General features: G+C 65.8%; 26 protein-coding genes and 1 pseudogene. 12 read left to right on the top strand and 15 right to left on the bottom strand.

Going from position 1 to position 25,044, the window contains the following annotated elements:
- Window positions 1–139 precede the first annotated feature (139 nt).
- The 6 genes from R4P95_RS11560 to R4P95_RS11535 all read right to left on the bottom strand — a co-directional run bounded on the left by R4P95_RS11560 (window position 140) and on the right by R4P95_RS11535 (window position 3,598).
- A complete protein-coding gene (locus R4P95_RS11560; RefSeq protein ID WP_317744493.1) occupies window positions 140–616 on the bottom strand; it encodes an Lrp/AsnC family transcriptional regulator in 477 nt (158 codons plus the stop codon).
- A 34-nt stretch (window positions 617–650) separates the two neighbouring features.
- Entirely contained in the window at window positions 651–803 is a 153-nt protein-coding gene (locus tag R4P95_RS11555; protein ID WP_317744494.1) for a hypothetical protein, read from the bottom strand.
- A 79-nt stretch (window positions 804–882) separates the two neighbouring features.
- Window positions 883–1,011: a hypothetical protein gene (locus R4P95_RS11550; protein ID WP_317744495.1), complete on the bottom strand. Its 129-nt coding sequence runs from the start codon at window positions 1,009–1,011 to the stop codon at window positions 883–885.
- Between the two features lie 212 nt (window positions 1,012–1,223).
- The gene (locus tag R4P95_RS11545; protein WP_213575594.1) at window positions 1,224–1,418 is read right to left on the bottom strand and encodes a hypothetical protein; all 195 of its coding nucleotides are present in this window, start codon (window positions 1,416–1,418) and stop codon (window positions 1,224–1,226) included.
- A gap of 189 nt (window positions 1,419–1,607) precedes the next feature.
- Entirely contained in the window at window positions 1,608–2,282 is a 675-nt protein-coding gene (locus R4P95_RS11540; RefSeq protein ID WP_230990003.1) for a response regulator transcription factor, read from the bottom strand.
- A complete protein-coding gene (locus tag R4P95_RS11535) occupies window positions 2,279–3,598 on the bottom strand; it encodes a sensor histidine kinase (protein ID WP_317744496.1) in 1,320 nt (439 codons plus the stop codon). Before R4P95_RS11535 ends, R4P95_RS11540 begins: the two co-directional genes overlap by 4 nt.
- Window positions 3,599–3,645: 47 nt before the next feature.
- Here R4P95_RS11535 and R4P95_RS11530 point away from each other — a divergent pair, with 47 nt between their 5' ends.
- Both R4P95_RS11530 and R4P95_RS11525 read left to right on the top strand, forming a co-directional pair.
- A complete protein-coding gene (locus R4P95_RS11530) occupies window positions 3,646–4,047 on the top strand; it encodes a hypothetical protein (RefSeq protein WP_213575593.1) in 402 nt (133 codons plus the stop codon).
- A gap of 102 nt (window positions 4,048–4,149) precedes the next feature.
- Window positions 4,150–5,856: a cutinase family protein gene (locus tag R4P95_RS11525; RefSeq protein ID WP_317744497.1), complete on the top strand. Its 1,707-nt coding sequence runs from the start codon at window positions 4,150–4,152 to the stop codon at window positions 5,854–5,856.
- Between the two features lie 12 nt (window positions 5,857–5,868).
- Here R4P95_RS11525 and R4P95_RS11520 read toward each other — a convergent pair whose 3' ends face one another.
- On the bottom strand, window positions 5,869–8,079 hold the full coding sequence (locus R4P95_RS11520; protein ID WP_317744498.1) for an acyltransferase family protein: 2,211 nt from the start codon (window positions 8,077–8,079) through the stop codon (window positions 5,869–5,871).
- Between the two features lie 231 nt (window positions 8,080–8,310).
- Here R4P95_RS11520 and R4P95_RS11515 point away from each other — a divergent pair, with 231 nt between their 5' ends.
- Window positions 8,311–8,550 (top strand): DUF6400 family protein, encoded by a 240-nt coding sequence (locus R4P95_RS11515; protein WP_109335466.1) that lies wholly within the window; start codon window positions 8,311–8,313, stop codon window positions 8,548–8,550.
- Window positions 8,551–8,579: 29 nt separating this feature from the next.
- On the opposite strand, the gene R4P95_RS11510 is transcribed toward R4P95_RS11515, so the two are convergent.
- A complete protein-coding gene (locus R4P95_RS11510; protein WP_213575590.1) occupies window positions 8,580–8,981 on the bottom strand; it encodes a winged helix-turn-helix transcriptional regulator in 402 nt (133 codons plus the stop codon).
- A gap of 105 nt (window positions 8,982–9,086) precedes the next feature.
- Between R4P95_RS11510 and R4P95_RS11505 the strand changes: the two genes are divergently transcribed.
- Both R4P95_RS11505 and R4P95_RS11500 read left to right on the top strand, forming a co-directional pair.
- Window positions 9,087–10,004: an NADP-dependent oxidoreductase gene (locus R4P95_RS11505; protein WP_317744500.1), complete on the top strand. Its 918-nt coding sequence runs from the start codon at window positions 9,087–9,089 to the stop codon at window positions 10,002–10,004.
- A gap of 62 nt (window positions 10,005–10,066) precedes the next feature.
- Window positions 10,067–11,449 (top strand): FAD-binding oxidoreductase, encoded by a 1,383-nt coding sequence (locus tag R4P95_RS11500; RefSeq protein WP_317744501.1) that lies wholly within the window; start codon window positions 10,067–10,069, stop codon window positions 11,447–11,449.
- Window positions 11,450–11,470: 21 nt separating this feature from the next.
- Here the strand turns inward: R4P95_RS11500 and R4P95_RS11495 are convergent, their stop codons facing one another.
- Both R4P95_RS11495 and R4P95_RS11490 read right to left on the bottom strand, forming a co-directional pair.
- Window positions 11,471–11,932, bottom strand: coding sequence for a MarR family winged helix-turn-helix transcriptional regulator (locus R4P95_RS11495; RefSeq protein WP_213575588.1), 462 nt, complete (start codon window positions 11,930–11,932; stop codon window positions 11,471–11,473).
- Entirely contained in the window at window positions 11,929–12,540 is a 612-nt protein-coding gene (locus R4P95_RS11490; RefSeq protein ID WP_213575587.1) for a type 1 glutamine amidotransferase family protein, read from the bottom strand. The genes R4P95_RS11495 and R4P95_RS11490 overlap by 4 nt, the downstream gene beginning before the upstream one ends.
- A 105-nt stretch (window positions 12,541–12,645) precedes the next feature.
- On the opposite strand from R4P95_RS11490, the gene R4P95_RS11485 reads away from it, so the two are divergent.
- Window positions 12,646–13,101 (top strand): N-acetyltransferase, encoded by a 456-nt coding sequence (locus R4P95_RS11485; protein ID WP_317744503.1) that lies wholly within the window; start codon window positions 12,646–12,648, stop codon window positions 13,099–13,101.
- Between the two features lie 129 nt (window positions 13,102–13,230).
- On the opposite strand, the gene R4P95_RS11480 is transcribed toward R4P95_RS11485, so the two are convergent.
- Complete coding sequence (locus tag R4P95_RS11480) at window positions 13,231–13,494, bottom strand: hypothetical protein (RefSeq protein WP_317744505.1); 264 nt, start codon at window positions 13,492–13,494, stop codon at window positions 13,231–13,233.
- 925 nt (window positions 13,495–14,419) lie between these two features.
- Here R4P95_RS11480 and R4P95_RS11475 point away from each other — a divergent pair.
- The 6 genes and pseudogenes from R4P95_RS11475 (at window position 14,420) to R4P95_RS11450 (ending at window position 19,296) form a co-directional block, all read left to right on the top strand.
- The gene (locus R4P95_RS11475; RefSeq protein WP_317744507.1) at window positions 14,420–15,478 is read left to right on the top strand and encodes an ABC transporter substrate-binding protein; all 1,059 of its coding nucleotides are present in this window, start codon (window positions 14,420–14,422) and stop codon (window positions 15,476–15,478) included.
- Between the two features lie 71 nt (window positions 15,479–15,549).
- The gene (locus R4P95_RS11470) at window positions 15,550–16,545 is read left to right on the top strand and encodes a FecCD family ABC transporter permease (RefSeq protein ID WP_317744509.1); all 996 of its coding nucleotides are present in this window, start codon (window positions 15,550–15,552) and stop codon (window positions 16,543–16,545) included.
- Window positions 16,542–17,327, top strand: coding sequence for an ABC transporter ATP-binding protein (locus tag R4P95_RS11465; RefSeq protein WP_317744511.1), 786 nt, complete (start codon window positions 16,542–16,544; stop codon window positions 17,325–17,327). Before R4P95_RS11470 ends, R4P95_RS11465 begins: the two co-directional genes overlap by 4 nt.
- Window positions 17,328–17,344: 17 nt before the next feature.
- On the top strand, window positions 17,345–18,634 hold the full coding sequence (locus R4P95_RS11460) for an MFS transporter (RefSeq protein WP_317744513.1): 1,290 nt from the start codon (window positions 17,345–17,347) through the stop codon (window positions 18,632–18,634).
- Window positions 18,635–18,725: 91 nt separating this feature from the next.
- A pseudogene (locus R4P95_RS11455) lies at window positions 18,726–18,931 on the top strand (Zn-dependent protease); the annotation flags it as partial.
- A 113-nt stretch (window positions 18,932–19,044) separates the two neighbouring features.
- Complete coding sequence (locus R4P95_RS11450; protein WP_317744514.1) at window positions 19,045–19,296, top strand: GNAT family N-acetyltransferase; 252 nt, start codon at window positions 19,045–19,047, stop codon at window positions 19,294–19,296.
- 6 nt (window positions 19,297–19,302) lie between these two features.
- Here R4P95_RS11450 and R4P95_RS11445 read toward each other — a convergent pair whose 3' ends face one another.
- The 4 genes from R4P95_RS11445 to R4P95_RS11430 form a co-directional block, all read right to left on the bottom strand.
- Window positions 19,303–19,752 (bottom strand): hypothetical protein, encoded by a 450-nt coding sequence (locus R4P95_RS11445; protein WP_317744515.1) that lies wholly within the window; start codon window positions 19,750–19,752, stop codon window positions 19,303–19,305.
- Between the two features lie 9 nt (window positions 19,753–19,761).
- Window positions 19,762–21,708 (bottom strand): primary-amine oxidase, encoded by a 1,947-nt coding sequence (locus R4P95_RS11440; RefSeq protein WP_317744516.1) that lies wholly within the window; start codon window positions 21,706–21,708, stop codon window positions 19,762–19,764.
- Window positions 21,705–23,195, bottom strand: a complete 1,491-nt coding sequence (locus R4P95_RS11435; protein ID WP_317744517.1) for an APC family permease — start codon at window positions 23,193–23,195, stop codon at window positions 21,705–21,707. Before R4P95_RS11435 ends, R4P95_RS11440 begins: the two co-directional genes overlap by 4 nt.
- Before the next feature lie 169 nt (window positions 23,196–23,364).
- A complete protein-coding gene (locus tag R4P95_RS11430) occupies window positions 23,365–24,870 on the bottom strand; it encodes an aldehyde dehydrogenase family protein (RefSeq protein ID WP_213577493.1) in 1,506 nt (501 codons plus the stop codon).
- Between the last annotated feature and the right edge of the window lie 174 nt (window positions 24,871–25,044).

Below are 25,044 nucleotides of genomic sequence, written 5' to 3'. Positions count from 1 at the left end.
GCTTACCGTCGTGTTGTGAGCCGGGACACGGGCGGTCGGAGCTCACGCCAAGGGCACGATTCGGGGAGGCCATTCCTTGAAAGCGGCTTCGCACCCGCCGATTCCAGGCCGGTGGGGGTCGGGCCGCCCTCGTCGGCGCTCACCCTGACTCCCCGGCGATCCGTTCGAGCAGCGGGCGGGTTCGGTAGGGAATGGCGTCGCGCATCGCGACCGACACCGTCGTACGTTCGATTCCAGGGACGGCAAGAATGAGGCCGGCCACCCGGTACAGATCATCGGCATCGACGGCGACTACACCGATGTGGAGGTCCGCAGCCCCGGAGATGCCGACGACCTCGGTGACCTCGGCGATGTCTCTGAGGTGGTTGATGACCTCCTCGAGACGATGTTGATCGACCACCGCAGTGACGAAGGCCTGCAAGGGATAGCCGAGATCCCGGGGCGCCACGCACCGGTCGACCGGCGCCAGTACCTTCTGCTCGTCCCACCGAGACATCCTCGCCTGCACAGTGTTACGTGCCATGCCCAACAGAGACGCCAACTGCACGCCGGTCGCGCGAGGGACATCACAGAGCGCAAGGAGCAGGCGGGCGTCGGTCCGATCGAGTCTCGTCATGTAGCGGAGTATGCCACCAGGCGACTCAACGGTGCTACGCATTCTGCTTGATTTTGTCAGCGATACTGCGCAAACGGCCCATCGCGTCGCGGTGGTGCACCGATGCAACGGCATTGAATCCCACCGTTGCCGTCACGGCTCGGGCCGTGATCGGCACCGACCACAGCGACGCGACCTGACCACTCATGACTAGGCGCCGCGCAGGACCTCATCGTCGTTCAGGTCGGGGAAGTCCTGCGGGAACCGCATCAGGTCGGCGGTCGACGTCACCCGTTCGGGTAGAACAGTGCACCGGGTGCCCGGCGTGAGCTGGGCTTGGTGAGGACGCGCTGCAGTACCGTGCGGCCGCCGATTGCACTGGCCAACAAGCCCAGTAGCAGTGCCACGTTGGTCATACCGCCATCCTCTCCGGTGCGGTGCGATCACCCCGGAGCGGTCGGGGCTCGGAGCGTTCACCGGCGAACATCGCCTCGATACGCAACTTGATTTCCTCGGTACTGATCGACCCCGCCCGGCGGGACGAGCGTGCATGGGTCGTTGATCCTGAAACGGGAAGGCTCACGAATGTAGGTGTCCTGTCGATGCGATGTTGATGGTGGAAGAAAGGTCAGATCATTACCGATGCGGCGGCGACGCAGGCAAGGGTCGCGACCGCTGCGACACCGGCCAGAAGCGCGGACCCGGTCACTACCACGGCGGGTGCCGCTGCCGCTGCCGCTGCACCGAGCGCTATCGAAGCGCCCGAGCGCACCAGTGAGGTCGTCGACTCGTCAGGAAGCGGGGTGTGGTGGGTGGTGTGCACGCCGGGGTCCTTTCCGGATCGGGTCGACTGCAATGACGGGGAAATAGACGTATTCCGCGGTCACGGTTAAGTGTGCGCTGGATCACATTCGGTCATGGCGTTAGTTGTACATCATCAAAAAGACGAATGCCACTTGTGATCGCGCCCAACAGAGCCGAACGCCCTCGACCGGCACAACTGGACATCGGTTCAAGTTGCGTGGCCGGGCGTGACGATGCCGTGGTCAAATGCGTAGACAATGGCGGCGGCGCGGTCACGAAGATCGAGTTTGACGAAGATGTGCCCGATGTGGCTCTTCACGGTTACTCCCGAGATGCCCAGCGCGCGGCCGATCTCACTGTTGCTGTATCCCCGGCCGATGAGCGCGAGCACATCGAGTTCCCGCGCCGTCAGCTCGTCGACGCTGCGACCCGCGCCGTTGGTGGGCCCGGCGGCGGTGCGATAGGTGGTCAGCACTCGGCCGGTCACCGCCGGATCGAGGCAGGCTCCTCCCTCCGCGACCGTTCGCACGGCACGAATCAATTCCTCGGCGGGTGAATCCTTGAGAAGGAAACCGGCGGCGCCTGCGCGCAGTGAGCCGGACAGCAGTTCGTCGTCGTCGAAGGTGGTGAGAACCAATACCGGCGGGGGTCGATCACCGGCCTGGAGCTCACGGGTGGCCGTAATCCCGTCTACCCCCTTCATGCGTAGGTCCATCAGCACGACATCGGGTGCGTGGCGAGCCACGGCGTCGGGCACTTCCGAGCCGTCGGCGCATTCGGCAACGATGACGAAACCGTCCTTGCGTCGCAGGATCCGCCGGAGCCCTGATCGCACCAATTCTTGGTCGTCGACGAGCAACACCTTGATCTCGGGGGCGGTCACGACTGCTCCGGGGTACGACGCCGGAGCGACAGCGGGCAGGAGTCGGTCGGGAGAGGAATCTCGGCGCGCACCGACCAACCCTGATGATCCGGGCCGGCCTGCAACGTGCCACCGAGGAGTTCGGCGCGCTCCCGCATTCCACGCACCCCCGAACCACTCGAGTCCATGGGTAGTGCTGCGGGAACAGCGGTCGGATTGCGCACCACCAGCGTGATCGACTCCGGCGCGATCGAGAGTGTCACCTCGGCGTCGGCTCCCGGCGCATGTTTGATGATGTTGGCCAGGGACTCCTGCGATATCCGATAGAGACCGAGACCGGTCGCGCTGCTCACCGCGCCCGGGTCTCCTCGCATCTCGAAAGAAACCTGGAGTCCTGCGCGGCGAAAGTCTTCGACCAGATTCGGGATGTCACCGATGGCAGGTTCGGGCCGCGTTCCGGCCGGTTTCACCTCGAGCAGCCCGACCGTCCGCCGGATGTCTGCCATTGCCTGACGACCCAGGCGCTCGGCGTCGGCGAGGGCCTCCACCGCGTCGTCGACGTCGCGATCCTCTTCGAGGGCGCGGCGGGCCCCGGTGAGATGGAGCATGGTGATGCTCAACGAGTGGGCCACCACGTCGTGGATTTCCCGGGCGATGCGTTGGCGTTCGCGAGTGGCGGCCTGCTCGGTCTGGATGACATGGGATGCGCGCTCCTGGTGAAGGAGGCGGAGCTGGGTCTGCAGCAGATGTCCGATGATCCACCCCACCGCGACACCGGCGATGTACCAGGGCACGTCACCCAGCCGGTCGGCGACGGCGAATCCGGACAGCACCGCGACGGCACCCGCCGCGGTCGCAAGGCTCACGGCCAGCTTCGCCGTCGCCGCGACTTCGCCGACCATGAACACGAGAATGAACGGGGCCACGTCGAACTGACCGATCACCTGTTGCACCAACAGCAGTGCCGTCGCTGCGGTGACCACGACCGCCAGGAGAGGCCGGGGAATCATGGATCCAGGTCTCACCAGATCTCCTGCCAAGGATGTTCCCGCGGCCACCAGCGCGACCGGCAACGCCCATCCTGGGGGCACGAACGCATCTCGCTGCGCGACGGCGACACCGGCCACGGCAACGATGGCGACGTGCCCGAAGATCGGGACACCGGGCGGGTAGTCGTACTCACTCATCGTCATGCGGCGGCGAAAGTACTCCATGACCTGCACCTCACCAGCGTAGCCGGGTGAGGTTCCCCGGAACATCGTTCCGAGAGCGGAGCCGTTTCTCCGCCCGTAGTAGGAGAAGTAGTCGCGACCCTGGCACGGCGAAATCGCCTCCACAGCCCCGTAGCGTTTCCCGCATCACAAGATTCGACGGAGGTGGCGAAATGTCCTGGAGTAATTTCCACGAACGGCGGGCGGTGCTGGAGGATGTGCTGTCGGTAGCACAGCTCGACGTGCACGCAGCCCTCGAGGCCAGTGAAAGTACCGACGCGCTAAGGCTTTTCGGACGCGCTGACAACCTTCTCCTTGCATTGCAGCATCGATGGAGCAATCACCTCGCCGCGAAACTCGATCAGGCTCTCGAGGACGGCACTCCGCTGGAGGACGAGTGGTTCCACTTGGCCGCCGAACAGCCGGCGCTTCGCGCGCTCCTCGACGCGGGTGCCGCCGTGTCCCCGTCACTGCGTTTCGCTCAACGAGGCGAACAGCGGATGATCGACGCTCACTCGACGGGCCGTCTCGCCGGTCCGGCTACAACGCGACACCGGGTGCCTGCGCCCTGCTAGCTCTCCTGGCTCTGCTGCAGGTGTGTAACGCATCGGTGTCGGATTCCGACGTGCCTGGTAACGCATTGTCATTGGTCGGGGCCGGACCGAATGAGGTTGACCATGAAACATGGCGTAACGACACCTGCGGCACACCGACGCCGGATGGCGTCGGGGCTGCTGGCGCCTGGCGTGCTGGGACTGGCCGCGCTGCTTGCCGCTCCGTGGTCGAACCCCGGGGCGCCGACGACGACGGCCACGGCCCTGACTGCTGCAGCCTCGACCGCCTGTTACGACATGGTGAGCATCGCAGTTGCCGGGCGCAACGACGCGCCGCACGCGGGCACACACCAGATGCTGGTGGCGCCCGACGGCACGCCGCTCCCGGCGGCTCTGTCCAGCGAGTACAGCAGCGACTGGGTCGATCCGGTGGTCAACGCACCCGGTCAGGCCGTCGGCGAGGGTTCCTACGCCGCCGTCTACATCGACTATCCGGCGAACATGTCGTCGTATGAGGACGCGGTGAATGTCGGTGTCGACAACACCGAAACAGTGATGCGCACGATCGCCGCCTCTTGTCCGGACACGAAGTTCGCCATCGTCGGCTACAGCGAGGGCGCCGATGTGGCGCGCCGGGTCGCGATGGAAGTCGGCAACCAGGAGGTTGGAGAGGACGGCTACGACATCGTCGACCCGGCATCCGTGGTCGGCGTGGTGATCCTGGCGGATGCCGGACGTGAAGTCGGCGGGGGTCCCTTCCCCGGCGCCGAAAACGAATTCCGCAATCCCGACGGATTCGATCTCGCCTACCAGTCCGGTACCAACAGCGCTCCGGGGCGGGGCGCCCTACCGGGCACATCCGGCGGATTCGGCGCGCTGGACGGCAAAGTGGCGTCCTTCTGTTCGGAAGGAGACCTGACCTGCTCCGCGCCGGACAACATCGCCCTGCTCCAACTCGCCGTCAACGTCGGCAGACAACTGAACGTCGATGCGCTCGAGCGCGAAGGGCTGACCATCGCGACAGCACAGGACATGGCGACGGTTCTCGGACAGATCGCCCTCGCCGCGTTCGCCGACATCCAGTCGCAGGAGAACTGGATGCAGTCGGACGAGACGTTCCTCGACGTTCTCATCAAGGTGTCGGACCCCGCTTACAAGCCCGGTACCCCAGTGGCGCAGTCGGATACATCCGCCGGACCGCTCTCGCCGAACCAGGCAATCGATTTGGTCTACCTGCCCGCCAAGGTTCGCAACGAGATCATCGGATTCATCGCGGACAACGAGAACACCGTCGCCGTGGTGATGAGCGATCCGTATCAGCAGACCCTCGGTCCGGGAACAGGTCATCACTTCGACTATTGGCGCGACGCCGACCCCGCGGGCGGAAAGGCGTTGACTTCTTCGCAATACGCCGCCGCCTGGTTGACTCATCTGGCCCGGCAAGCAGAGATGGGACAGCCGGCCGCCGACGCGTCCGCTGCCGCTCTCGTCGCGTCGTCCGATTCGGCAGCGGACCCGAGCGACACCGCGTCGACTACCTCGACAACGTCCATCGTGACGAAAGATCTTCTGTCTTCGACTGATTCGTCCACCGCGCCGACGACGACATCGTCGGCCGTCCCCACCGCCGCTCCCTTGGCACCCACGGTGGCAGTGGTCACGCCCGACACGTCGGCCGCGTTCTCGGAGGAGCCATCACCGTCCGCCGCGGTTGCAGCCACCGACACCCCGTCCACCCAGCAAGAGGTCCCGACGACGGTAGAGGTGGCCGAACCGGAAGCGACGACGATCCCGACCACCACCACCGTCCCACCGTCGCCGGTGCAGTAGAAAAACTACCGCTCAGCGTCGGGCGAGAGCGCGGTCGGCGAGGGCACCGACGACAGGAGCGAGGTTCTGGGCGTGCCCGAGCGTCAGATGGTTGTCGTCGCGGTACACCAGGTCGTTGCCGACGATCACCGGACAGCGGTCGGGGGTGCAGAAGAGTGAGGTGAGGTCCGCGTACTGACCCCCGCCGGCCGCGGTCGCCGCCGCCTCGGCGGCGATACCGGCGGAGTTCACCGCGGCACCGTGCGGCGGCGAGCAGGCCGTGGCGTCGTCGAGGTGACCGGACAGGCAGGTCGGCACGGTGGAGCGCGGATCGGGGATGGGGCCGAGAACCAGAACGGCCGCGCCGGTGGACCGCAATTGCGCCACCATGCGGGTCACGCCGTCGATCCAGGCCTGGTCGTAGGTGGTGAATCCGAAGTCGCCGCCGTACCGCCGGGACATGCTCACCACAATCAGTTGTGGACGCTCGGCCTGTAACCGGGCGGTCACCTCGCCGCGCCACTGCTCGCACTCGGAGTACGCCCGGCCGAGATAAGGACTGGTGATGGGCAGCTCCATCAAGGGACAGGTGACCTTGCCCATCGTCGTGAGCCGCCAGTGTCGCTGCTCGGCGACCGGCTCGAACGCCGGGTGCCACATCGCGGCATGCGAGTCGCCGACGAGGGCCACCGTGGTGGTCGAGGCAGGATCACCCGACACGCAGTCCTCCAGCCCGACCTCGAGCCAGGAGCGCACGCAGCCGTTGTTGAAAACCGCCGGCTTGTCGGCCGGGGCGTCGGCGAGCGGCGGGGTCAGATTGGACGGGACGGCGCGCAGCTCGGCCGAGTGCGCGACCGCGGCCGCGACCTGTGCGGTCACCTGCTGCACCGCCGCGTCATGCGGGTCGACGGTGGGGACCGCCGTGACCTCCGGCGCGGTGACCGTGAGCGCCTCCGCTGCAGCACCCTGGCCCACCGGCATAGGGCGCAATATCAGCAGTACGATCGCCGCGCAGACGGCGAGCACTGTGACGGCGCCGCCGAGAGCCAGGCTGCGCGTGTCCGACCGACGCAGTGGAGCAGCGAACCGCGCGGGGTTCTCGATGAGTCGCAGCGTGAGGACGGCGAGGCCGCCCGACAGCGCGACCGCCGCGAGCCGGTCGAAGAGGCTCAGGGAATGGCCGAGCAGGGGCGGCAAGAGCAGCAGCACCGGCCAATGCCAGAGGTACCAGGAGTACGACACCCGGCCTATCGCCCGCATCGGGGCGAGCGAGAGTCCGCGGCCGGCGCCCAGTCGGGGTTCGGCGCAGCCGGCGCCGATCACCAGCACCGTGCCGAGCACGGGCAGCAGTGCGGCAGTCCCGGGGTAAGGCGTCGTCTCGTCCAGCGCGAAACAGCCCAGAAGAATCAGGACCAGTCCCGCCCATCCGGCGACGGCAGCGGGAAGCGCCGGCAACCGGCGCCACAACGGGACGGACAACGCGACCAGTCCGCCGGCGGCCAGTTCCCACGCTCGCGAGGGCAGGGAGAAGTACGCCCACGGCGGCAGCGTGCTCGTCCAGGCCATCGAAATCGCGAACGACACGGCCGTCACGAGTGCGAGACCGAACAGAAACGGCCACACGGAGGGTGCAGCCTCGCCGTCGGCACGCCTTCGCGCGCGCCGGACCAGCCAGACCGTGCCGATGATCAGCGCAGGCCACAGCAGGTAGAACTGTTCTTCCACGCCGAGTGACCAATAATGCTGAAACGGCGACGGAGGTGTATCGGCGGACAGGTAGTCGGTGCCCTGCAGGGCGAGCCGGTAGTTGCCGACGTAGAGCGCGCTGGCTATCCCGTCGCCCAGAACGGCGCGCGCCTGTAATGGGGGCAGGAGCATGGCCGCACCGACCGCGGTGACCACCAGCACGGTGACACCGGCGGGCAGCAGCCGCCTGGCCCGCGCCGCGTAGAACCGGGCGAGCCGCACATTCCCGGTAGCGGTCACGTCCCGCCACAGCAGCCCGGTGATGAGGAAACCGGACACGACGAAGAACACGTCGACGCCCACGAATCCGCCGTCGAGGCCGGGAACGCCCGCGTGGAACAACACGACTGCCAGCACTGCGACTGCCCGCAAGCCCTCGATGTCGGTGCGGAACCCGGCGCCGGGTGCTCGCCGATTGTCCGGACGCTCCAGCGCTCCACGATCGGGGCGATGACGACCGGCTCCGCGCCGCCGTTCCGGAGTCTCGACGATATTCACTCGACCATCGGTCCTCTCCCGAAGCCAGCCCCGGATTCCTGTGGCACCCGTCATATTGCCAACGATGCGGCAGGGTACCCGACAGCCACGCCGCGTCAGCCTGCAGCATGTCCGCGCTCGACGTCACCGAGTGGGCGATCGTCCCGATCGTGATCCAGGTCATTGTGATCTTGGACCCGCTCGAGTAACCCTGTGCCCTTCGATATCGACTGCGAAAACGAAGGTGATCCGATGAGCGGCCATTCCGAACTGTCATTCGCGCTCGATCTCACGCTCGACGAAGCACGACGGCGTACCGCGGTGCTGGAGGCGATCGGGGACGACTGGGACCCTGTCGCCGTCCTCGCGGAAGAGGAACGCGCCTACGACCTGCTGTATTCGGGTCTCGACGCCGAGCAGCAGCGCATCTACGACGAACTGGTGGCGGCGGGTGTGCTCCCGGATCGGACGGTAGGCCGCGTCACCGATTGATCCGCCCCCTGTGGAGCAGCAGGTCGCGACTACTGTGCGCGGCCGTCGTACGTCTCACGAGCCGTGGTCACGTCGTCCATGTTGTGTTCCGCCCACTGTTTGACCGCTCTGAGGATCGGCAGTAGCGACCTACCGAGTTCGGTGAGCTCGTAGTCGACGCGGACGGGCACCGCCGCAGTCACTTCGCGTGCGACGAGACCGTCCCGTTCGAGCGCTCGAAGAGTCTGGGTCAGCATCTTCTGACTGACCCCGGCGAGTTCGCGCGCCAGTTCGGAGTACCTTCGCGAACCCTGACCCAGCGCGACGAGAATGAGCGACACCCACTTGTCGCTGATCCGGTCGAGGAGCTGACGACTCGGGCAGTTCGCCAGATACACGTCATACTCTCGCTTCGCCGCATGTCGCGCTTGTCCTGCGGTTGTCGTCGCCATCGGGCGCCCCTTTTGCTTCGTTACGCACTTTCAGGTGCCTACTTCCCAACGGAGAGTAGTCAGGCGATTCTGAACCGGCAACAGCGACTACCGAAGGGGTGCACCATGCGAGCAATTGTGACAACCGGGGCCGAGGACGTGAAGATCATCGAGGTGGCAGTGCCGGAGGCGGGACCCGGGGAAGTCCGAATCGAACTCCGCGCGGCGGCGGTCAATCCGGTGGACTCTCAGACCAGGCAAGGCGTCTATCACCGGCTCGGATGGATTGATCAGCCCGACGGCGCGGGCCTGGGCTGGGATGCGGCCGGGATCGTGGACGCGCTGGGTGATGGCGTGGTGGGACCCGCTGTCGGCACGAGTGTGGTCGCCCTGCACGACCGGTTGGATGCGCCGCTCCGCGCCTTCGCGGACTATGTCGTCGTTCCGGCCACTGCGGTGGCCCGAATTCCGGACGGCTTGAATTTCGCCGGGGCGGCAACGCTGCCCCTCAACCTGTCGACCGCAGATCAGGCACTCGATCTCCTCGGTGACCCCGCGGGCAGAACGCTGCTGGTGACCGGCGCGGCCGGTGCGGTGGGCGGATTCGCCGTCCCGCTCGCGGTCGAGAGGGGATGGACGGTCAGCGCTCTCGGCCGCCCCACCGACACCGACTTTCTGCGGTCCACTCGTGCGGTACAGGTTCTCGGCGATATCCCGTCGAACCGGTTCGACGCCGTGTTCGATACCGCGGTACTCGGAGACGCGGCCGTTTCCGCGGTGGTCGACGGCGGAACCTATGTGGGCGTCGTGCCGCCGGCAAAGCGCGGGGCCGTGCGCGGCGTCGACGTTCAGGCCGTGATGGTCCACCACGACGGAGCCAGGCTCGAGAAATTGCTCAGCTCTGTCGCACGCACGGGAAGGGAGAGCGGCCCGCTCGCGGTACGAATCGCCGGAACTTATCCGCTCGAGAAGGCGAATGAGGCGTTGGCGGCCCTCGATGCGGGCGGCTCGCGTGGACGCTGGGTGCTCACCTTCGAACGCTGATTCCCGAACCGCCTTCACATCGCCGATGATGGACTGCGACATCTCGTCGAGAGGAGGCAATCATGACCGTTTCGATTCAGTCGTTCCTCGACGAGCTCGCCGACATCGTCGGTGCGGCCCACGTGCTCACCGATCCCGGCGTGGTTGCCGGATATGTCACCGACTGGACCGGGCACTGGCAGGGGCACACCACCGCCGTGGTCCGGCCCGCCGACACCGGGCAGGTTTCGGCGGTTCTCGCCCTCTGCTCCCGCGCCGGCGTCGCCGTGGTCCCCCAGGGCGGCAACACCGGTCTGGTCGGTGGGTCGATCCCGATGGACGGGGAGGTGGTGCTCAGCACTACCCGGCTTTCCGTCATCGAACACGTCGACCCGATCGGCCGCACCATTGCCGCGGGAGCGGGTGTGACCATTGTCCGCGCCCGCGACGCGGCCCGCGAACACGGAGTGGAGCTCGGTGTGGACCTTGCCTCCCGCGAATCGGCAACCCTCGGCGGGATCGTCGCGACCAACGCCGGGGGCATCCGGGTAATCAAGAACGGCGACACCAGGTCTCAGTTGCTCGGCATCGAGGCGGTGCTGTCCGACGGGCGCGTTCTGACCCGATGGAAAGAGCTGACGAAAGACAACGTGGGGTACGGCCTGCCCGGCCTTCTCGCCGGCTCCGAGGGCACACTCGCCGTCATCACTCGCGTCCTGATGCGACTCGTACTACCCCCGAGCGGAACTCGAGTCGCCTTCGTCGCAGTCGGGTCGGTGGGTGACGCACTGATGGTGGTGGATCGCCTCGAGCGCGCCGGGCTGACGCTCGACGCCGCGGAGCTGATGACGAGGTCGGGTATCGACCTCGTCTGCCAACATCAGCGACTCCGGCGGCCACTTTCGGCCGACACACCGTTCTGTGTCCTGGTGGAGGTGTCCGGTCGCGAGGACGCCGAGACCACGCTCCTCGAGGTTCTGGACGACAGCCGTGAATTCGTGCTCGACGCCGTCGTGGAGGAAGGACCGGCACACAGGCTCTGGCAATACAGGGAGAGCCACACCGAGTCGGTGGGCGCCGCTTCGTCGACGCCACCCGTGAAGTTGGACATTTCGACGCCGCTGCGCGACATCGAGGCCTTCCTGAACGAGCTGACCACCGGCCTCGATCGACGCTTCCCCGGAGTGCGGGCGATCTGTTTCGGGCACGTGGCCGACGGCAACATTCACGTCAATCTTCTCGACGCCGCGCCGGATCAGCGGGACACTCTGTCCGACTTCGTTTTTCATCTCGTCACCGACCACAACGGAAGCATCAGCGCCGAACACGGTGTCGGGCGGGCCAAGGCCCCCTGGATGACACTCGGACGAAGTGCGGTCGACCTCGACGTCATGCGGTCGATACGAGCAGGGCTGGACCCCGCCGGGATCCTGAACCCCCACATCCTTCCCGCACGCAGGCCGTGAGATCGAAACGTCGAACCTTTATTACGGACCTTCCTGGCCGTCGGCGAGATCGTCGAGGACGGCCGAAAGCCGGCGCATCGCTGCGAGCGCGTCACGTAACTTTTCGGGTCCCATGGCCTCGGCCAGGCGAGCGGCGAAGGCAGCATGCGCGGGGTCGATGCCGGTCACCGCTGCACGCCCCGCCGGCGTGGGGGTGATGAGCTTGGCTCGTCGATGAGCGGGATTCGGCTGATACTCGGCGAGTCCACGCTCGACGAGCAGGTCGGCGATTCTTTGCACACTCTGGCGCGTGATGCCCATTTCCCGTGCGACGCCGGCAACAGTCAGCGGCTGGGTCAATACGGCGCCGAGAACCTGCCACCACGCGGCCGTGAGCCCCGCCGGGCGTGCCAATTCCTCGGCCACAGCGAGAAACTGACCGTTGAGCCGGAACGTGGTGAGGGCTGCTCCGCTGAGCAGTTCCTGTTCGGCTCGCTCACTCATACGGCCAGGAGTTCATAGAATCCGGCCGGATCGCGGTGGCCGTAGAGCTTGAACCAGGACGCGAGAACGCTGGGCTCGAATACATCGAGCCGAGCGAGGATTTCGCGCGCGAACTCTACCGGCGCAGTGGCACTAGCGGTAATGAGATCGCGATCCGTGACGGCCGGCTCATCACGGTAAAGGCTTCCACCGGCGTATCCGACTCCCTCGAGGAATTCGGCGGCGTTGCTGGTGTGCTCGCGATCGTCGAGCAACCCGGCGAGCGCAAGGCCCCCTGTTGCACCGCAGATCGCCGCCACCGGAACCCCGGCGGCGAGGAATTCGCGAGCTTTCTCGGCGAAGGGAGCGAACTGCTCGGTGGGCCAGATGTCGTTGCCCGCCAGAATCAGAATTGCACTGTCCTGCGGCCGAATCTTGTCCAACGTGGTGTCCGGAACTACGCGCATGCCGCCCATCGTGGTGATCGGATCCAGGGTGGACCCGACCGTACTGACGGCGTAGCGACCGGGCTGCTTGTGCCAGGCGGGCTTGTTGATGTGGGCGATCGCGTGGCCCACCTCCCAGTCGGCGAAGGTGTCGTATACGGCGACGTGCACTGTTTCAGTCATGACAGAATGCTGTCATGATGACAGAATCCTGTCAATTGTCGATCGTGCGTCTCCACCGCCCGATAATCACTGGCTCCGGTTCAGCGAACGTGATGTAGTGCGGTCATGCCAACCTCCATTCGCCGGATGACGACGACGGACGTCGACCGTGCCGCGACCGTCCTCGGTGACGCCTTCGCTGACTACCCATGGACCAACTGGTGCATCGCCGCGGACTCACACCACCAACGTGTGACCGAGCTTCAACGGCTGTATCTCGGGCACATGGCGCTGCCACACGGTCTCGCGTACATCGACGAAGAGCACAACGGTGTCGTAGCGTTCATCCCGCCGGACCTGCCCGAGCCGGAAGAATCGCTTGTAGCGAAGATCGTCGAACTCCATGGGGATCGTTTCGAGCACGCCGCCGAAGCGGAACAACGCTTGTCAGCTATGGACGTTCCGGACAACGCCTGGTGCTTGGCGACCGCCGGAGTTTCCCGCGCAGCGCGAGGCCGACGACTGGGCGGTGAGCTTCTCACAGTCGGACTGGCCGAACTCGACCGACGCCACGCAGCATGATGGCTCGATACCTCGACACACCGGAACCTGCCACTGTACGAACGTCACAACTTCAGGGTCGCCGACCATGTCGTGCTCGACGACGCACTCGAGGTGTGGAGAATGCACCGCCCGGCGGTCTGAAGAAGATCAGTCCCAGTTCGGTGCCAACGGGTCTGTGTTCCGCGTGCGATAGAAGACCATGGACAGAGCAATGACCGCTTCGAGTGCTGCGGTGAGAAGAGCTGCTGCCATGGACAGGGACAGTGCATGCCCGACCGCCGTCGGGTTCGCGGCACGGGTCGTGTGGCCGTGGTGGCCGCTCACGGACGGACCGAAGTCCACTGTATGCAGGGTGATCATGCCGACGCTCATGATCGCGACCCATCCCCAGTCGCGGGAGTTATCTCCCATCCACAAGTGTCGGGCGCAGTGGAGGCATCCGAGGAGCATGCCAACCGTAAGCAACACCATCAGTGGTGACGCCCGATGGTCGCCGAGTGAAGCGATATGCAGCCCTGAAGAAACCGGAGCCTCACGCCGAGCATGCTCGCCGATGCCGTGCAGGACGCCCTGATTGAATTGGTCCGTGTGCGGCCGTCTGTTGCGGGACGCGAAGGGCGTCCTGGTGACTGCCGCCCTTGGCCTTCTGGTGTTCGCCGTCGACCCGTCCCCGCCGCTAATATGGGGCTTTCTTGCACTGATCGCATCCGCGGCCGTGTTCGCGGGACTATTTCGCCGCGGGTGAAAGTGACTCCGGCCGACGGTCACTCGGGCTCTCAAATGTGCAGCACTTCCGCCGGACGCCGAACCGCAGGTGTGGAACACCCTGCTGGGGTGGAGGCAGCGCCAGCTCAGATCCTCCCGTACCGGCGCGATCGTGTTGCTTGTTCTGTTGGTGCTGGCGATCGGAATGGACATCGGGGATTTCGAGCTGTCCGACCTCGTGATGCCGGCTCTCCTGGTGGCCTACGAGCGAGTTTGCGATAGGGCTGCTCCATTCCTTGGGTGCTGGCCGAACCGAGAGTCTGTGCATTGCAGCGGCATGAGTCAGTCACTCGGTACCGCAGCCGAAGTACGGGGACGAGACCATGAGAATCTGATAGGACACGCCATCGAGAATCGGCCAGGACACGCCACCGAGAAGCTAGTTGTTCAATGGTGACTGTCAGTGACAGTTCGACCCCGGATGCTGTGACTTTCCCTCCAGGTGAACCTTGATGGTACTTAGGTTAGGGTTACATGATATCTTTCACGTTCTTCCTCGTGCGAACCTGCTGATCGCTGTCGCTTCGATCGACGCTCGGGCGGAGTATTGATCCTGGACGAGCAGAGAGTTATGACGATCGTGAAGATTTCCGTGGGCCGAATCGGTCTCGTGGCCGTCACCGCAGTACTGGCCAGTGCGCTGGTCGCGTGTGGACAATCCGAGGCGGTCGACGACACCAGCTCCGCCGCGACCGGGGAAGGTAGTACGAATTATCCGCTCGTCCTCGATAACTGCGGCAAGACAGCCACCGTCGACGCGCCGCCGCAGCGGGTGGTGTCGCTGGACCAGGGCTCGACCGAGATCATGCTGTCGCTCGGCCTCGCCGACCGGATGGTGGGTACCGCGTCGTGGACGGATCCGGTCCGCGAGAACCTCGCCGAAGCCAACGCATCGGTCCCCAGGCTGGCGGACAACGCACCGACGTACGAGGTCGTTCTCGACGCCGATCCGGACTTCGTCACCGCCTCGTTCGGCCGTCACTTCAAGCAGGGGGGTGTCGCGGAGCGCGCCCGGTTCGAGGAGACCGGAGTCGAGTCGTACCTCTCGCCCACCGACTGCGAGAACGGGGTGAGCATCAACGGCGGCGGCAAGCGCACCACACCCCTGAAGATGGATGCGCTCTATCAGGAAATCCGTGAGATCGCGGCCGTGTTCGACGTGAACGAGCGGGGCACCAAACTCGTCGACGAACTGCAGGGCCGCGAGGCCGCGGCCGTCGCCGGCCTCGAGAAGTCGAATGTGTCGATGGCGTTCTGGTTCGCCGACACCAAGAGCCCCTACGTCGCGGGTGGTCTGGGCTCGGCGAGCCTGCTCGCCACCACGGTCGGGGCCACCAACGTGTTCTCGGATCTGACCGACGATTGGCCTGCCGTCGGTTGGGAGACGGTCGTGGAACGCAACCCGGACGTCCTCGTCCTCGGTGACCTTCTGCGGAACCGCTTCCCCGGAGACCTACTGGCGGACAAGATTTCCTTCCTCGAATCCGATCCCGTGACCCGGAATCTCGACGCGGTGCGCAACCGGCGGTACATCGCACTGCACGGCGCGGAGATGAACCCGTCCCTTCGTGCCGTCGACGGCCTCGAGAAGGTCGCCGCTGGCCTTCGCGACCTGAAGGTCCCGTCCTGACCACCACTCTCGGACGCGCCGATACCGCTGCCGCCGAACCGGTTCGGCGGCGACGGTGGGTCGTCGGGTCGTTGATTCTGGGCGGCGGGATCCTCGCGCTCGCACTGTCGATTCTCGTCGCCGTCACCTTGGGCCCGGCGAACGTTTCACAGGTCAACGTCCGCGACGTCCTACTCAACCACCTCGGACTCGCGGACATCCCGGTGCGGCTGTCGAAGAACGCGATCGTGTGGGAGGAACGTCTACCCCGCGCGTTGGTGGCCGCTGCGTGTGGCGCCGGCCTCGGCCTGTGCGGTGTGATCATGCAGTCGCTGCTGCGGAATCCGCTCGCGGACCCGTTCGTGCTGGGAATCTCGTCGGGCGCGTCGACCGGTGCCGTGATCGTGGGTGTGCTCGGGATCGGTGGGGCGGCGCTCGGCTTGTCCGGCGGCGCGTTCATCGGGTCGCTGGTCGCGTTCGGCCTGGTGCTTCTCCTTGCCCGTCTGTCCGGTGGCAACAATGACCGCATCATCCTCGCGGGAGTCGCGAGTACCCAACTGTTCTCCGCGTTGACATCGTTCGTCATCTTCGCGTTCGCGGATTCCGACGAAACCCGCGGTGTGATGTTCTGGCTGCTCGGATCCCTCGAGGGTGTCCGCTGGGACGACGTCACGCTGTGCGCGGTGGTCGTGTTCTGCGGGACGGCGGTGTGTCTGTACTTCGCGTACGTCCTCGACGCCTTCTCCTTCGGTGACGATGTGGCGGCCTCCCTCGGCATCTCTGTCGTGAAGGTCCGTCTCCTACTGCTGGTAGTCACGGCGATCATCACCGCGACCCTGGTCAGCGTCGCCGGCGCGATCGGGTTCGTCGGGCTGGTACTTCCGCATGCGGCGCGGTTCCTGGTGGGGCCGCGGCACAGCAGGCTGATCCCCGCGACGGCGCTGATCGGCGCCGTCTTCATGGTGTGGGTGGACGCCGTCTCCCGCGTCGCGTTCGCGCCTACCCCGTTGCCGGTGGGTGTCGGCACCGCCCTAGTCGGTGTTCCCGCGTTCATCGTCATCTTGTCCCGTCGGAGGAGAGCGCAGTGACCCTGTGTGCAGAGACCGTCACCTGGAACCGTGGCGGCGCACTGGTCGTCGACGGTGTCACGGTGACGCCGTCGCAGGGTGAGACCGTGGGCCTGCTCGGGCCGAACGGCTCCGGGAAGTCCTCCCTTCTGCGCCTGCTGAACGGTGTCGTCCGCCCGACCGCCGGTGTCGTGACCCTCGGCGGGGAAGACGTCGCCACCGTGCGGCGCAAGGAGATTGCGCGCGCCGTGGCGGTGGTGAGCCAGCACGCCGACACCGACGTCGACATCACGGTCCGCGACGTCGTGCGACTCGGACGTATCCCGCACCGTGGAACCTTTGGCGGCAACCCGACCGCCGACGATGCTGCGGTGGCGGCCGCGCTCGCACACACCGGCCTGACGTCGAAGGCGGACCGGCTGTGGCACACGCTGTCCGGCGGGGAGAAGCAGCGGGTGCAGATCGCCCGTGCGCTGGCGCAGGAACCGCGGGAGTTGCTGCTGGACGAGCCGACAAATCACCTCGACATCCACCACCAACTCGAGCTGCTGGCACTCGTCACCCGGCTGCCGGTCACCAGTGTGATCGCCCTGCACGACCTCAACCTCGCCGCCATGTTCTGTGACGCGGTGATCGTGTTGAAAGACGGGAAGGTTGTCGCTGGGGGAACGCCCACCGCGGTCTTGACGTCCGAGTTGATCGCCCAGGTGTACAACGTCCGGGCCGAGGTTCTCGTCGACGAGGCGAAGGGACGACTGTCCATTCTGTTCGAGCCGGGGGCGATTCCCGTTCCCACGCACTGAGGACCTGGGGTGTTGTGATGCGGGTCGACGATCGCGGTGACGTGACCGCGGGTGCTGATGGACGGCGGACGCGCTGGCGGTGGTCGTTCTTCAACGACCTCCGTCGAGCGACGCCTACCGTCAGGCTGCTCGTCCTCACTCAGTTGACGTTCAACGTCGGCTTCTTCATGGTCTTGCCCTACCTGTCGGTGCACCTGACCAGCAACCTGGGTCTCGGTGCGGCACTGGTCGGCGTCGTACTCGGTGTTCGCACATTCTCACAGCAGGGACTGTTCTTCGTCGGCGGCACCCTCGCCGACAGGTTCGGTATCAAACCCGTCGTCCTCGTCGGCTGTGTACTGCGCGTCCTGGGATTCCTCGGCTTGGCGGTCGTTGATTCTCTGACCGGAGTGCTGGTGGCGACGGTCCTGGTCGGATTTGCGGCCGCATTGTTTTCTCCCGCAGTCGAGTCCGCGGTCGCCATCGAGGCCGGCAAGAGCGAGCGTCGCGGTGGTCCGCGCCGGGTCGAGACATTCGCCCTTCTCTCGGTATGTAATCAAATTGGCTCTTTCACCGGTCCACTCGTCGGATCGGTGTTGCTGCTGGCCGATTTCCGCATCGCCTGTCTCGTCGCTGCGGTCATCTTCGTCGTCATCATCGCCGCGCACCTGAAATGGCTTCCGAACGAACGGGGTGAGCACCAAGACGAGCCATGGCACGGGGGGTGGACAGACGTGGTGCACAACAAACTGTTTGTGTTGTTCGCGATCGCCGTGAGCACCCAACTGGTCGCCTACAACCAGCTGTACCTCCTGCTCCCTCTCGAAGTCGAACGGGTATGGGGATCGCAAACGGTGCTGGGCTGGTTCTTCGCACTTTCGGCGGTCTTCGTCGTGACGGCGCAGTTGCCGATCACCCGCAGGGTTCAGAAGCGTTCCCCTCGCGTCGTCTTGCCGATCGGGTTCGCAGTGATGGCGGTGTCGTTCCTCGTCCTCGCGGCAACCGCTCCGCTTCGACTGAGCGGTGTCATCGGTCTGATCCCCGTGGCGGTCTTCGTGCTGCTGCTGGCGCTCGGGCAAATGATCGCGATGCCGCAGGCACGCGATTTGGTGCCCCGCTTGGCTGCCGAGCGGAGACTGGGTGCCTATTTCGGATTCATGGCGTCACTCGGTGGCATCGGTGTACTCATCGGCTCGGCCGCGCTCGGGTCGTTGATCGACGCTGTCCCCGAGACCGGTTGGGGTGCAGGAATTCCGTGGCTGGCAGCGGCTGCGTTTCCCATTGCCAGCGGATTGTGTCTGCGGACCGTGCTGGCCAGATTGCAGTGAGCTCGATCCCGTCGTGTTGCCTCGACGGACAAAGCTGCCGGCGAGCTGTCAACGTCGCCTTCGAAGGCCGCCGGCGAGCCGTCGAGCTGGTGCGGTGATCGGCGACGAGTTCTACACCGCAGCACGCACGCACAAGCAGAACTTCGATGCCTCGAACGATCCGTTGATCCGGATGCTGCGGGAGATCGGCGCCGGGCTCCGAGGCGCGGCACCGTGGTCGGTAATGGTGTGGGGGAGGAGGCCACCGACATCAAAGTTCGCTCGCGTACATCGACGAAGAGCACAACGGTGTCGTAGCGTTCATCCCGCCGGACCTGCCCGAGCCGGAAGAATCGCTTGTAGCGAAGATCGTCGAACTCCATGGGGATCGTTTCGAGCACGCCGCCGAAGCGGAACAACGCTTGTCAGCGATGGACGTTCCGGACAACGCCTGGTGCTTGGCGACCGCCGGAGTTTCCCGCGCAGCGCGAGGCCGAGGACTGGGAAGTGAGCTTCTCACAGTCGGACTGGCCGAACTCGACCGACGCAACGCGGCATGTTGGCTCGATACCTCGACACACCGGAACCTGCCACTGTACGAACGTCACAACTTCAGGGTCGCCGACCATGTCGTGCTCGACGACGCACTCGAGGTGTGGAGAATGCACCGCCCGGCGGTCTGAGGAAGATCAGTCCCAGTTCGGTGCCAACGGGTCTGTGTTCCGCGTGCGATAGAAGACCATGGACAGAGCAATGACCGCTTCGAGTGCTGCGGTGAGAAGAGCTGCTGCCATGGACAGGGACAGTGCATGCCCGACCGCCGTCGGGTTCGCGGCACGGGTCGTGTGGCCGTGGTGGCCGCTCACGGACGGACCGAAGTCCACTGTATGCAGGGTGATCATGCCGACGCTCATGATCGCGACCCATCCCCAGTCGCGGGAGTTATCTCCCATCCACAAGTGTCGGGCGCAGTGGAGGCATCCGAGGAGCATGCCAACCGTAAGCAACACCATCAGTGGTGACGCCCGATGGTCGCCGAGTGAAGCGATATGCAGCCCTGAAGAAAACAGCGCAAGCACCACGGCCACCCGCCGCCACCAGAAATCGGCGGGGCGGGCGGTCGTCAGCGCGGCAGCCATGATCACAGCTCAGCCTTCACAGCAATGCTTCGACGTACTCGCCGGCACGTTCAGCGCCGGGTTGCGGTCGAAGAAGCCGACCGGCTTAAGCTTGAACCCGGCGTAGTCGACCGGCATGACCGGCCAGTCCTCGGGCCGGGGGAAGTGCGTCAGCCCGAACGTGTGCCACAGCACCAGGTCTTCGCCCTCGATGTCCCGGTTGCCCGCCACGAACGTCGGCAGACCGGCCTGGCCGGGGTGCTGGTTGACGAAGTCGCCTGCGGGATAGCGCTCGGACTCGTCGTATTGCGTGACCCACAGGTGCTTGGTCGCGAACGCGGCGCGGGAGGCGATCGAACTGGACGGGTCCGCCAGGAGCACCGGCTGACCCTCGGGGTGCAGCGCGTACCCGACGTCCTGTCCCAACCGGTTCTGCTTGGTGGGATTGGTGATGTGCCAGACCCGGGCCTTGAGGTTGTCGGCGGTGCGTTGCCCCTCCGATTCGGTGGTCAGCTTGGTCTTCTGACAGCGGAAGGCATTGCCCCACGGGCTCTCCGGTCCCATCGGGACGGGCACGGCGTCCACTTCCTCGACGGTATTCACGTTGCCGTCGACGGCCATGTCGAGCCTCGCGGAGAAGAGGTGCTGGTGGAACGGTGCGCCGAGCCCGGGTGCCATCTGGGTGGAGAATCCCTCGGCGCCGCGGTAGGCGGACGTGAAGACGATTCCGGTGGCCTTCGCCTCGAGTTCGATCGTGCCGTCGAGGTAGAGGTACCAGTAGAAGCCGTAGTCGTAGTTGCCGATGGTGAGGAAGAACGAGATGACGAGGCGGCGCGAGCGGCGGGTCTCGGTCATGCCGTTGAACATGTCCGTGTGCTTCCACAGGACGCCGTAATCCTCCTCGTGGAGGCAGATCGCGTTCTTCATGACGCGCGGGTCACCGGACTCGTCGGCGATCGTGACGTCGAAGTACTGGATCTCGCCGAGGCAGTCGCAGCCGAGTTCGAGCGAGTTGGTGTACCGGCCGAACAGGTACTCGCCCTGGTCGAAGTAGTTCTGCCAGTACCGGACCGGGGACGGATCGGCGTAGGGAACCACCATCTCGGCGATCGAGGCGCGATAGATCACGGGGCGTTCGACTCCCCCGTCGTCGAACGAGAGCTGGTGCAGCGTCAGACCTTCGCGCACGTCGAAACCGAAGCGGAACTTCCAGTCGGCCCAGGTGATCTCGTTGCCGTCGACGGAGAAGCTGGCTCCTTCGGGCTGAGTGATCTCGATGGGTTTGAGGTCGGTGCGGGTCGGTGTGGCGTGCGGTTCGGCGTTCCATTCGCCGCGTTCGGCGGGGACGGGAAGCTCGATCTCGTCGACCACCTTGACGACACGGTGCTCGGTGAGATCGACGTAGGCTACGACTCCGTCGATGGGGTGCGCCCACGGCAGGTCCGCCTTGTCCTCCTGGTGGAAGGCGAGGACGCGGACGATGCGGTGCCCGACCTCGTCCTCGTGACCGAACACGCCGGCCGACAAGGGAACGGCCCGGACCTTCAACGGTTCGATGCCGCGCTTCGCCATCGCCGCGAGCCAGTCGGTGCTGCCGAGCAGGAACGCCTCGATGTCCTCGAACTCCTCGTCGAGGATCGGCACGTGGCCGTCGGTGGCGGAATCGACGGTGGCCCTGCTGATCACGCGGTTCTCCGTCACCGACACGACGAGGTCGGTGCCGATGCCGGTGGAGCGATCGAGCAGCAGGATCCGGGCGCGTCGCTCGATCGGGTCGCCGGGCGTGAATGCGAGGACCGTCGACTTGTGCGGCTCGGCGAGCGCGACGAAGACGAAGCGCACGTTCTCGCCGATCAGTCCCTCGTCGGTGAGGAGTGCTTTCGCCGAACGGATCTCGTCCGCCGACAACGGGGTGAGCGGATGGTCCGGGGCGGCGGAACCGACGGTGGCCGGGGTCTCGGTGGTGGCGGTACTCATCGTGCGATCTCCTTGTCGATGATGGTGTCGTTCGTGTCGTGCTGCGGTAGAGCGGTGTCATGGCGTGCGGCGTGGGGTCGGAACACGGCGACGGCCGCTCCGCCGGCGAAGGTTCCTATGAGCAGGACCCCGATGACGGCGGCGAGAGTGCCCGACCCGCCGACGAGAAGGGGAAGGTTGGCGACGGTCATGATCAGAAGCCCGGCCAGGCCGACGAGCCCGAGCAGTGGTGCGATCACGGTGTTCCACACCCGCCGGTCCACGCGGGTCCGGCCGAAGTAGACGAGGACGGCCACGGAGGTCAGGGTCATCAGTGCGACGATGCCGACCGAGGACACACCGGCGAACCACGCGAACACCTCGGTCACCGGGTCGAGTCCGGCAACGGCGGACGCGACGATCAGGACGAGAGCGGACGCGGTCTGCACGACCGACGCGATGTACGGCGACGCGTGCTTGACGTGCGAGCGGCCGCATCCCGCCGGCAGGGCCGCACTGTTCCCGAGGGAGAAGATGTACCGGGAGAGCACGTTGTGGAAGGACAGCAGGGCGGCGAACAGGCTCGTGATCAGGAAGATCTGGACCAGGTCGCCGGCGATCGCGCCCACGTAGCGGGTGGCGGTCTCGGTGATCATCCCCTCCGGATTCTCGGTCGAGATGGCCACGGCACCCTCGTCGCCCCACGCGCTGACCATCGCCCAACTCGACAGTGCGTAGAAGCCGCCGATCACCAGCAACGCCAGGTAGGTGGCCCGGGGAATGGTGCGGCCCGGGTCGCGGGCCTCGTCCCGGAAGACGGCGGTGGCCTCGAAGCCGATGTACCCGGCGATGGCGAAGATCAGTGCGATGCCGGGTGCTCCGGAGAAGAACTCGGCGGGGTGGAACGCCGCCGTCGAGAATCCCTCGTCACCGCCGCCCCGGACGATGACGGCGGCGTCGATGACGAGGACGATTCCGACCTCGCAGACGAGCAGGACGCCGAGCACCTTGCCGGACAGGTCGATGTGCCGGTATCCGAGGATGGCGACCACGGCCGTCACGGCCAGGGCCCACACGTACCACGGAAGCGCGGGGCCGCCGTGAGCGGTGACGAAATCGTTGACAGCGGCTCCGATGTATCCGTACACCGCGCCCTGGACTGCGGTGTAGGACAATAGCGCGAGGAACGCGGAGCCGAGACCGGCATGCCGGCCCAGGCCGTGGGTGATGTAGGTGTAGAACGCGCCGGCGCCGGGGAGGTGCTTGGCCATCGCCGTGAATCCGACGGCGAAGAACAGCAATACCACCGTGCAGACGATGTAGGACGCGGGATAGGCGGCGCCGTTGCCCGCTGCGATGCCCAGAGGGACGGTTCCGGCGATCACGGTCAACGGGGCCGCCGCTGCGACGACCATGAACACGATGGCACCCGGACCGAGGGTGCCTGCCAGTCTGCGAGGGGTGCCGTCACTGACCGCACTCGAGTGCGTGGGGGCGTTGGTTGTCATGGATTCCTTCGACTTTCACGAGGAGAGGGTCTGCGTGGACGCTCCGCGGTGAGCTCTGGGACGAGCATGCGACTGCGGGTTGTCGGCGCAGTTGCCGAAGCGTCACAGTCCGTCGACAGCAAATGAGAACGCACGCATGATGATTCTCATTCGGGTCGGGTCGAGGAATCTAGAGTGCGATATTGACGGACTTGCTCTGGGTGTATTCGGCGATGGCGCCTTCACCGAGTTCGCGTCCCCACCCGGACTGCTTGTAGCCGCCGAACGGAAGCGCCGTGTCGAACGCGTTGTGGCAGTTCACCCACACCGTGCCCGCCTTGATTTCGGCGGCCACGTCGTGGGCGCGGGACACGTCCCGGGTCCATACGCTGGCGGCAAGGCCGTAGGGGGTGTCGTTGGCGGCCGCGCGGACGCCTTCCTCCCGATTGAACGGCACCGCCACCGCGACGGGGCCGAAGATTTCCTCCTGGTACACGCTGAAGTTCCGGTTCACGTCGACCAGCAGGGTGGGCTCCACGTAGAAGCCGGTGTCGCCGTGCCGTTGCCCGCCGGAGAGCGCGCGGGCACCGTCGGCGAGTCCGGCGTCGATGTATCCGGTGACCTTGCCCAACTGCTCCTCGGAGATCAGTGGGCCGATGTCGTTGGTGGGGTCGAGTCCGGGTCCGATCTTCTGGGACTTCGCGAAATCGGCTACACCGGAAGTGAATTCGTCGAAGATTCGATCTTCGACGAGCAGACGTGTTCCGGCCGTGCAGGCCTGGCCGTGGTTGAACAGGAACCCGCTGGCCACGCCCGGGATCGCAGCCTCGAGGTCGGCGTCGGAGAAGATCACCTGCGGGCTCTTGCCACCGAGTTCGAGGGACACCTTCTTCAGGTTCCCCGACGCGGCATTGACGATCTTCTTTCCGACCTCGGTCGAACCGGTGAACGCGACCTTGTCGACGTCGTCGTGACTCGACAGCGCCGCGCCGATGTCGCCGAAACCGGTGAGCACGTTGAACACGCCGTCGGGGACGCCGGCCTCGGCGATCACCTCGGCGAGGAGCAGCGCGGTGAGCGGTGTCTGTTCGGCAGGCTTGAGGATCATGGTGTTCGAGCAGGTCAGCGCGGGTGCCACCTTAAACGCGGCCATCACCAGCGGGAAGTTCCACGGGATGATCTGTGCGCACACACCGACCGGTTCACGGGTGGTGAACGCGTGGAATCGGGCTCCGGGCGCCCACGGCACCGACACCGGGATGGTGCGGCCTTCGATCTTGGTGGCCCAGCCGGCGTAGTAGAAGAAGATCTCCGCCGCCCACGTCACGTCGACGGCCTTCGCCACCGCCACGGACTTGCCGTTGTCGATCGACTCGAGCTGCGCGAACTGATCGGCCCGGGCCAGAATCCCCTCGCCGATCTTCCAGAGGATCCGCTGACGTTCCGCGGGGGTGAGCGAGCGCCACGGCCCGGACTCGAAGGCCCGCCGGGCCGCCGCTACCGCCCGGTCCACGTCTTCGATTCCGGCGTGCGGCACGGTCGTGATCACCTGTCCGGTGGCGGGATCGACCGTCTCGAACGTCCCGCCCGACGCCGAGTCCACCCATCGGCCGTCGACGAACATGCGCTTCGGTGACGAAACGAAGTCGACGACTCGGGGGTCGAGTCCGGCGGGGGTGTGAACGACTGCAGTCATCATGTCCTCTTCGATGGAGTTAATGAATCTGTGAATGAATCCGGCTTCTGCAGAACACTTTTGGCGGAAGTTATCGCTTCGTCGTGCTGCGGCCTGAACCCACGATAAGCTCCGAATGTGTCGCCAGTCACTACTAAATCCGGATGGGAATCAGCGACTGCGGCATTCTCATTC

It is taken from the genome of Rhodococcus sp. IEGM 27 (assembly GCF_033142305.1).
Classification (GTDB): Bacteria; Actinomycetota; Actinomycetes; order Mycobacteriales; family Mycobacteriaceae; genus Rhodococcus_F; species Rhodococcus_F oxybenzonivorans.
The sequence above is the reverse complement of the archived record's forward strand: the minus strand, read 5'-3'. Positions and strand labels throughout refer to the sequence as shown.

Bases quoted from the DNA above. Each gene is read 5' to 3' on its own strand.
- R4P95_RS11530 (WP_213575593.1), top strand. From the start codon at position 3,646: ATGTCCTGGAGTAATTTCCACGAACGGCGGGCGGTGCTGGAGGATGTG.
- R4P95_RS11550 (WP_317744495.1), bottom strand. From the start codon at position 1,011: ATGACCAACGTGGCACTGCTACTGGGCTTGTTGGCCAGTGCAATCGGC.
- R4P95_RS11515 (WP_109335466.1), top strand. From the start codon at position 8,311: ATGAGCGGCCATTCCGAACTGTCATTCGCGCTCGATCTCACGCTCGAC.
- R4P95_RS11430 (WP_213577493.1), bottom strand. From the start codon at position 24,870: ATGACTGCAGTCGTTCACACCCCCGCCGGACTCGACCCCCGAGTCGTC.
- R4P95_RS11435 (WP_317744517.1), bottom strand. From the start codon at position 23,195: ATGACAACCAACGCCCCCACGCACTCGAGTGCGGTCAGTGACGGCACC.
- R4P95_RS11495 (WP_213575588.1), bottom strand. From the start codon at position 11,932: ATGAGTGAGCGAGCCGAACAGGAACTGCTCAGCGGAGCAGCCCTCACC.
- R4P95_RS11505 (WP_317744500.1), top strand. From the start codon at position 9,087: ATGCGAGCAATTGTGACAACCGGGGCCGAGGACGTGAAGATCATCGAG.
- R4P95_RS11510 (WP_213575590.1), bottom strand. From the start codon at position 8,981: ATGGCGACGACAACCGCAGGACAAGCGCGACATGCGGCGAAGCGAGAG.
- R4P95_RS11485 (WP_317744503.1), top strand. From the start codon at position 12,646: ATGCCAACCTCCATTCGCCGGATGACGACGACGGACGTCGACCGTGCC.
- R4P95_RS11445 (WP_317744515.1), bottom strand. From the start codon at position 19,752: ATGGCTGCCGCGCTGACGACCGCCCGCCCCGCCGATTTCTGGTGGCGG.
- R4P95_RS11525 (WP_317744497.1), top strand. From the start codon at position 4,150: ATGAAACATGGCGTAACGACACCTGCGGCACACCGACGCCGGATGGCG.
- R4P95_RS11475 (WP_317744507.1), top strand. From the start codon at position 14,420: ATGACGATCGTGAAGATTTCCGTGGGCCGAATCGGTCTCGTGGCCGTC.
- R4P95_RS11555 (WP_317744494.1), bottom strand. From the start codon at position 803: ATGAGTGGTCAGGTCGCGTCGCTGTGGTCGGTGCCGATCACGGCCCGA.
- R4P95_RS11460 (WP_317744513.1), top strand. From the start codon at position 17,345: ATGCGGGTCGACGATCGCGGTGACGTGACCGCGGGTGCTGATGGACGG.
- R4P95_RS11500 (WP_317744501.1), top strand. From the start codon at position 10,067: ATGACCGTTTCGATTCAGTCGTTCCTCGACGAGCTCGCCGACATCGTC.
- R4P95_RS11560 (WP_317744493.1), bottom strand. From the start codon at position 616: ATGACGAGACTCGATCGGACCGACGCCCGCCTGCTCCTTGCGCTCTGT.
- R4P95_RS11440 (WP_317744516.1), bottom strand. From the start codon at position 21,708: ATGAGTACCGCCACCACCGAGACCCCGGCCACCGTCGGTTCCGCCGCC.
- R4P95_RS11480 (WP_317744505.1), bottom strand. From the start codon at position 13,494: ATGGGAGATAACTCCCGCGACTGGGGATGGGTCGCGATCATGAGCGTC.
- R4P95_RS11490 (WP_213575587.1), bottom strand. From the start codon at position 12,540: ATGACTGAAACAGTGCACGTCGCCGTATACGACACCTTCGCCGACTGG.
- R4P95_RS11450 (WP_317744514.1), top strand. From the start codon at position 19,045: ATGGACGTTCCGGACAACGCCTGGTGCTTGGCGACCGCCGGAGTTTCC.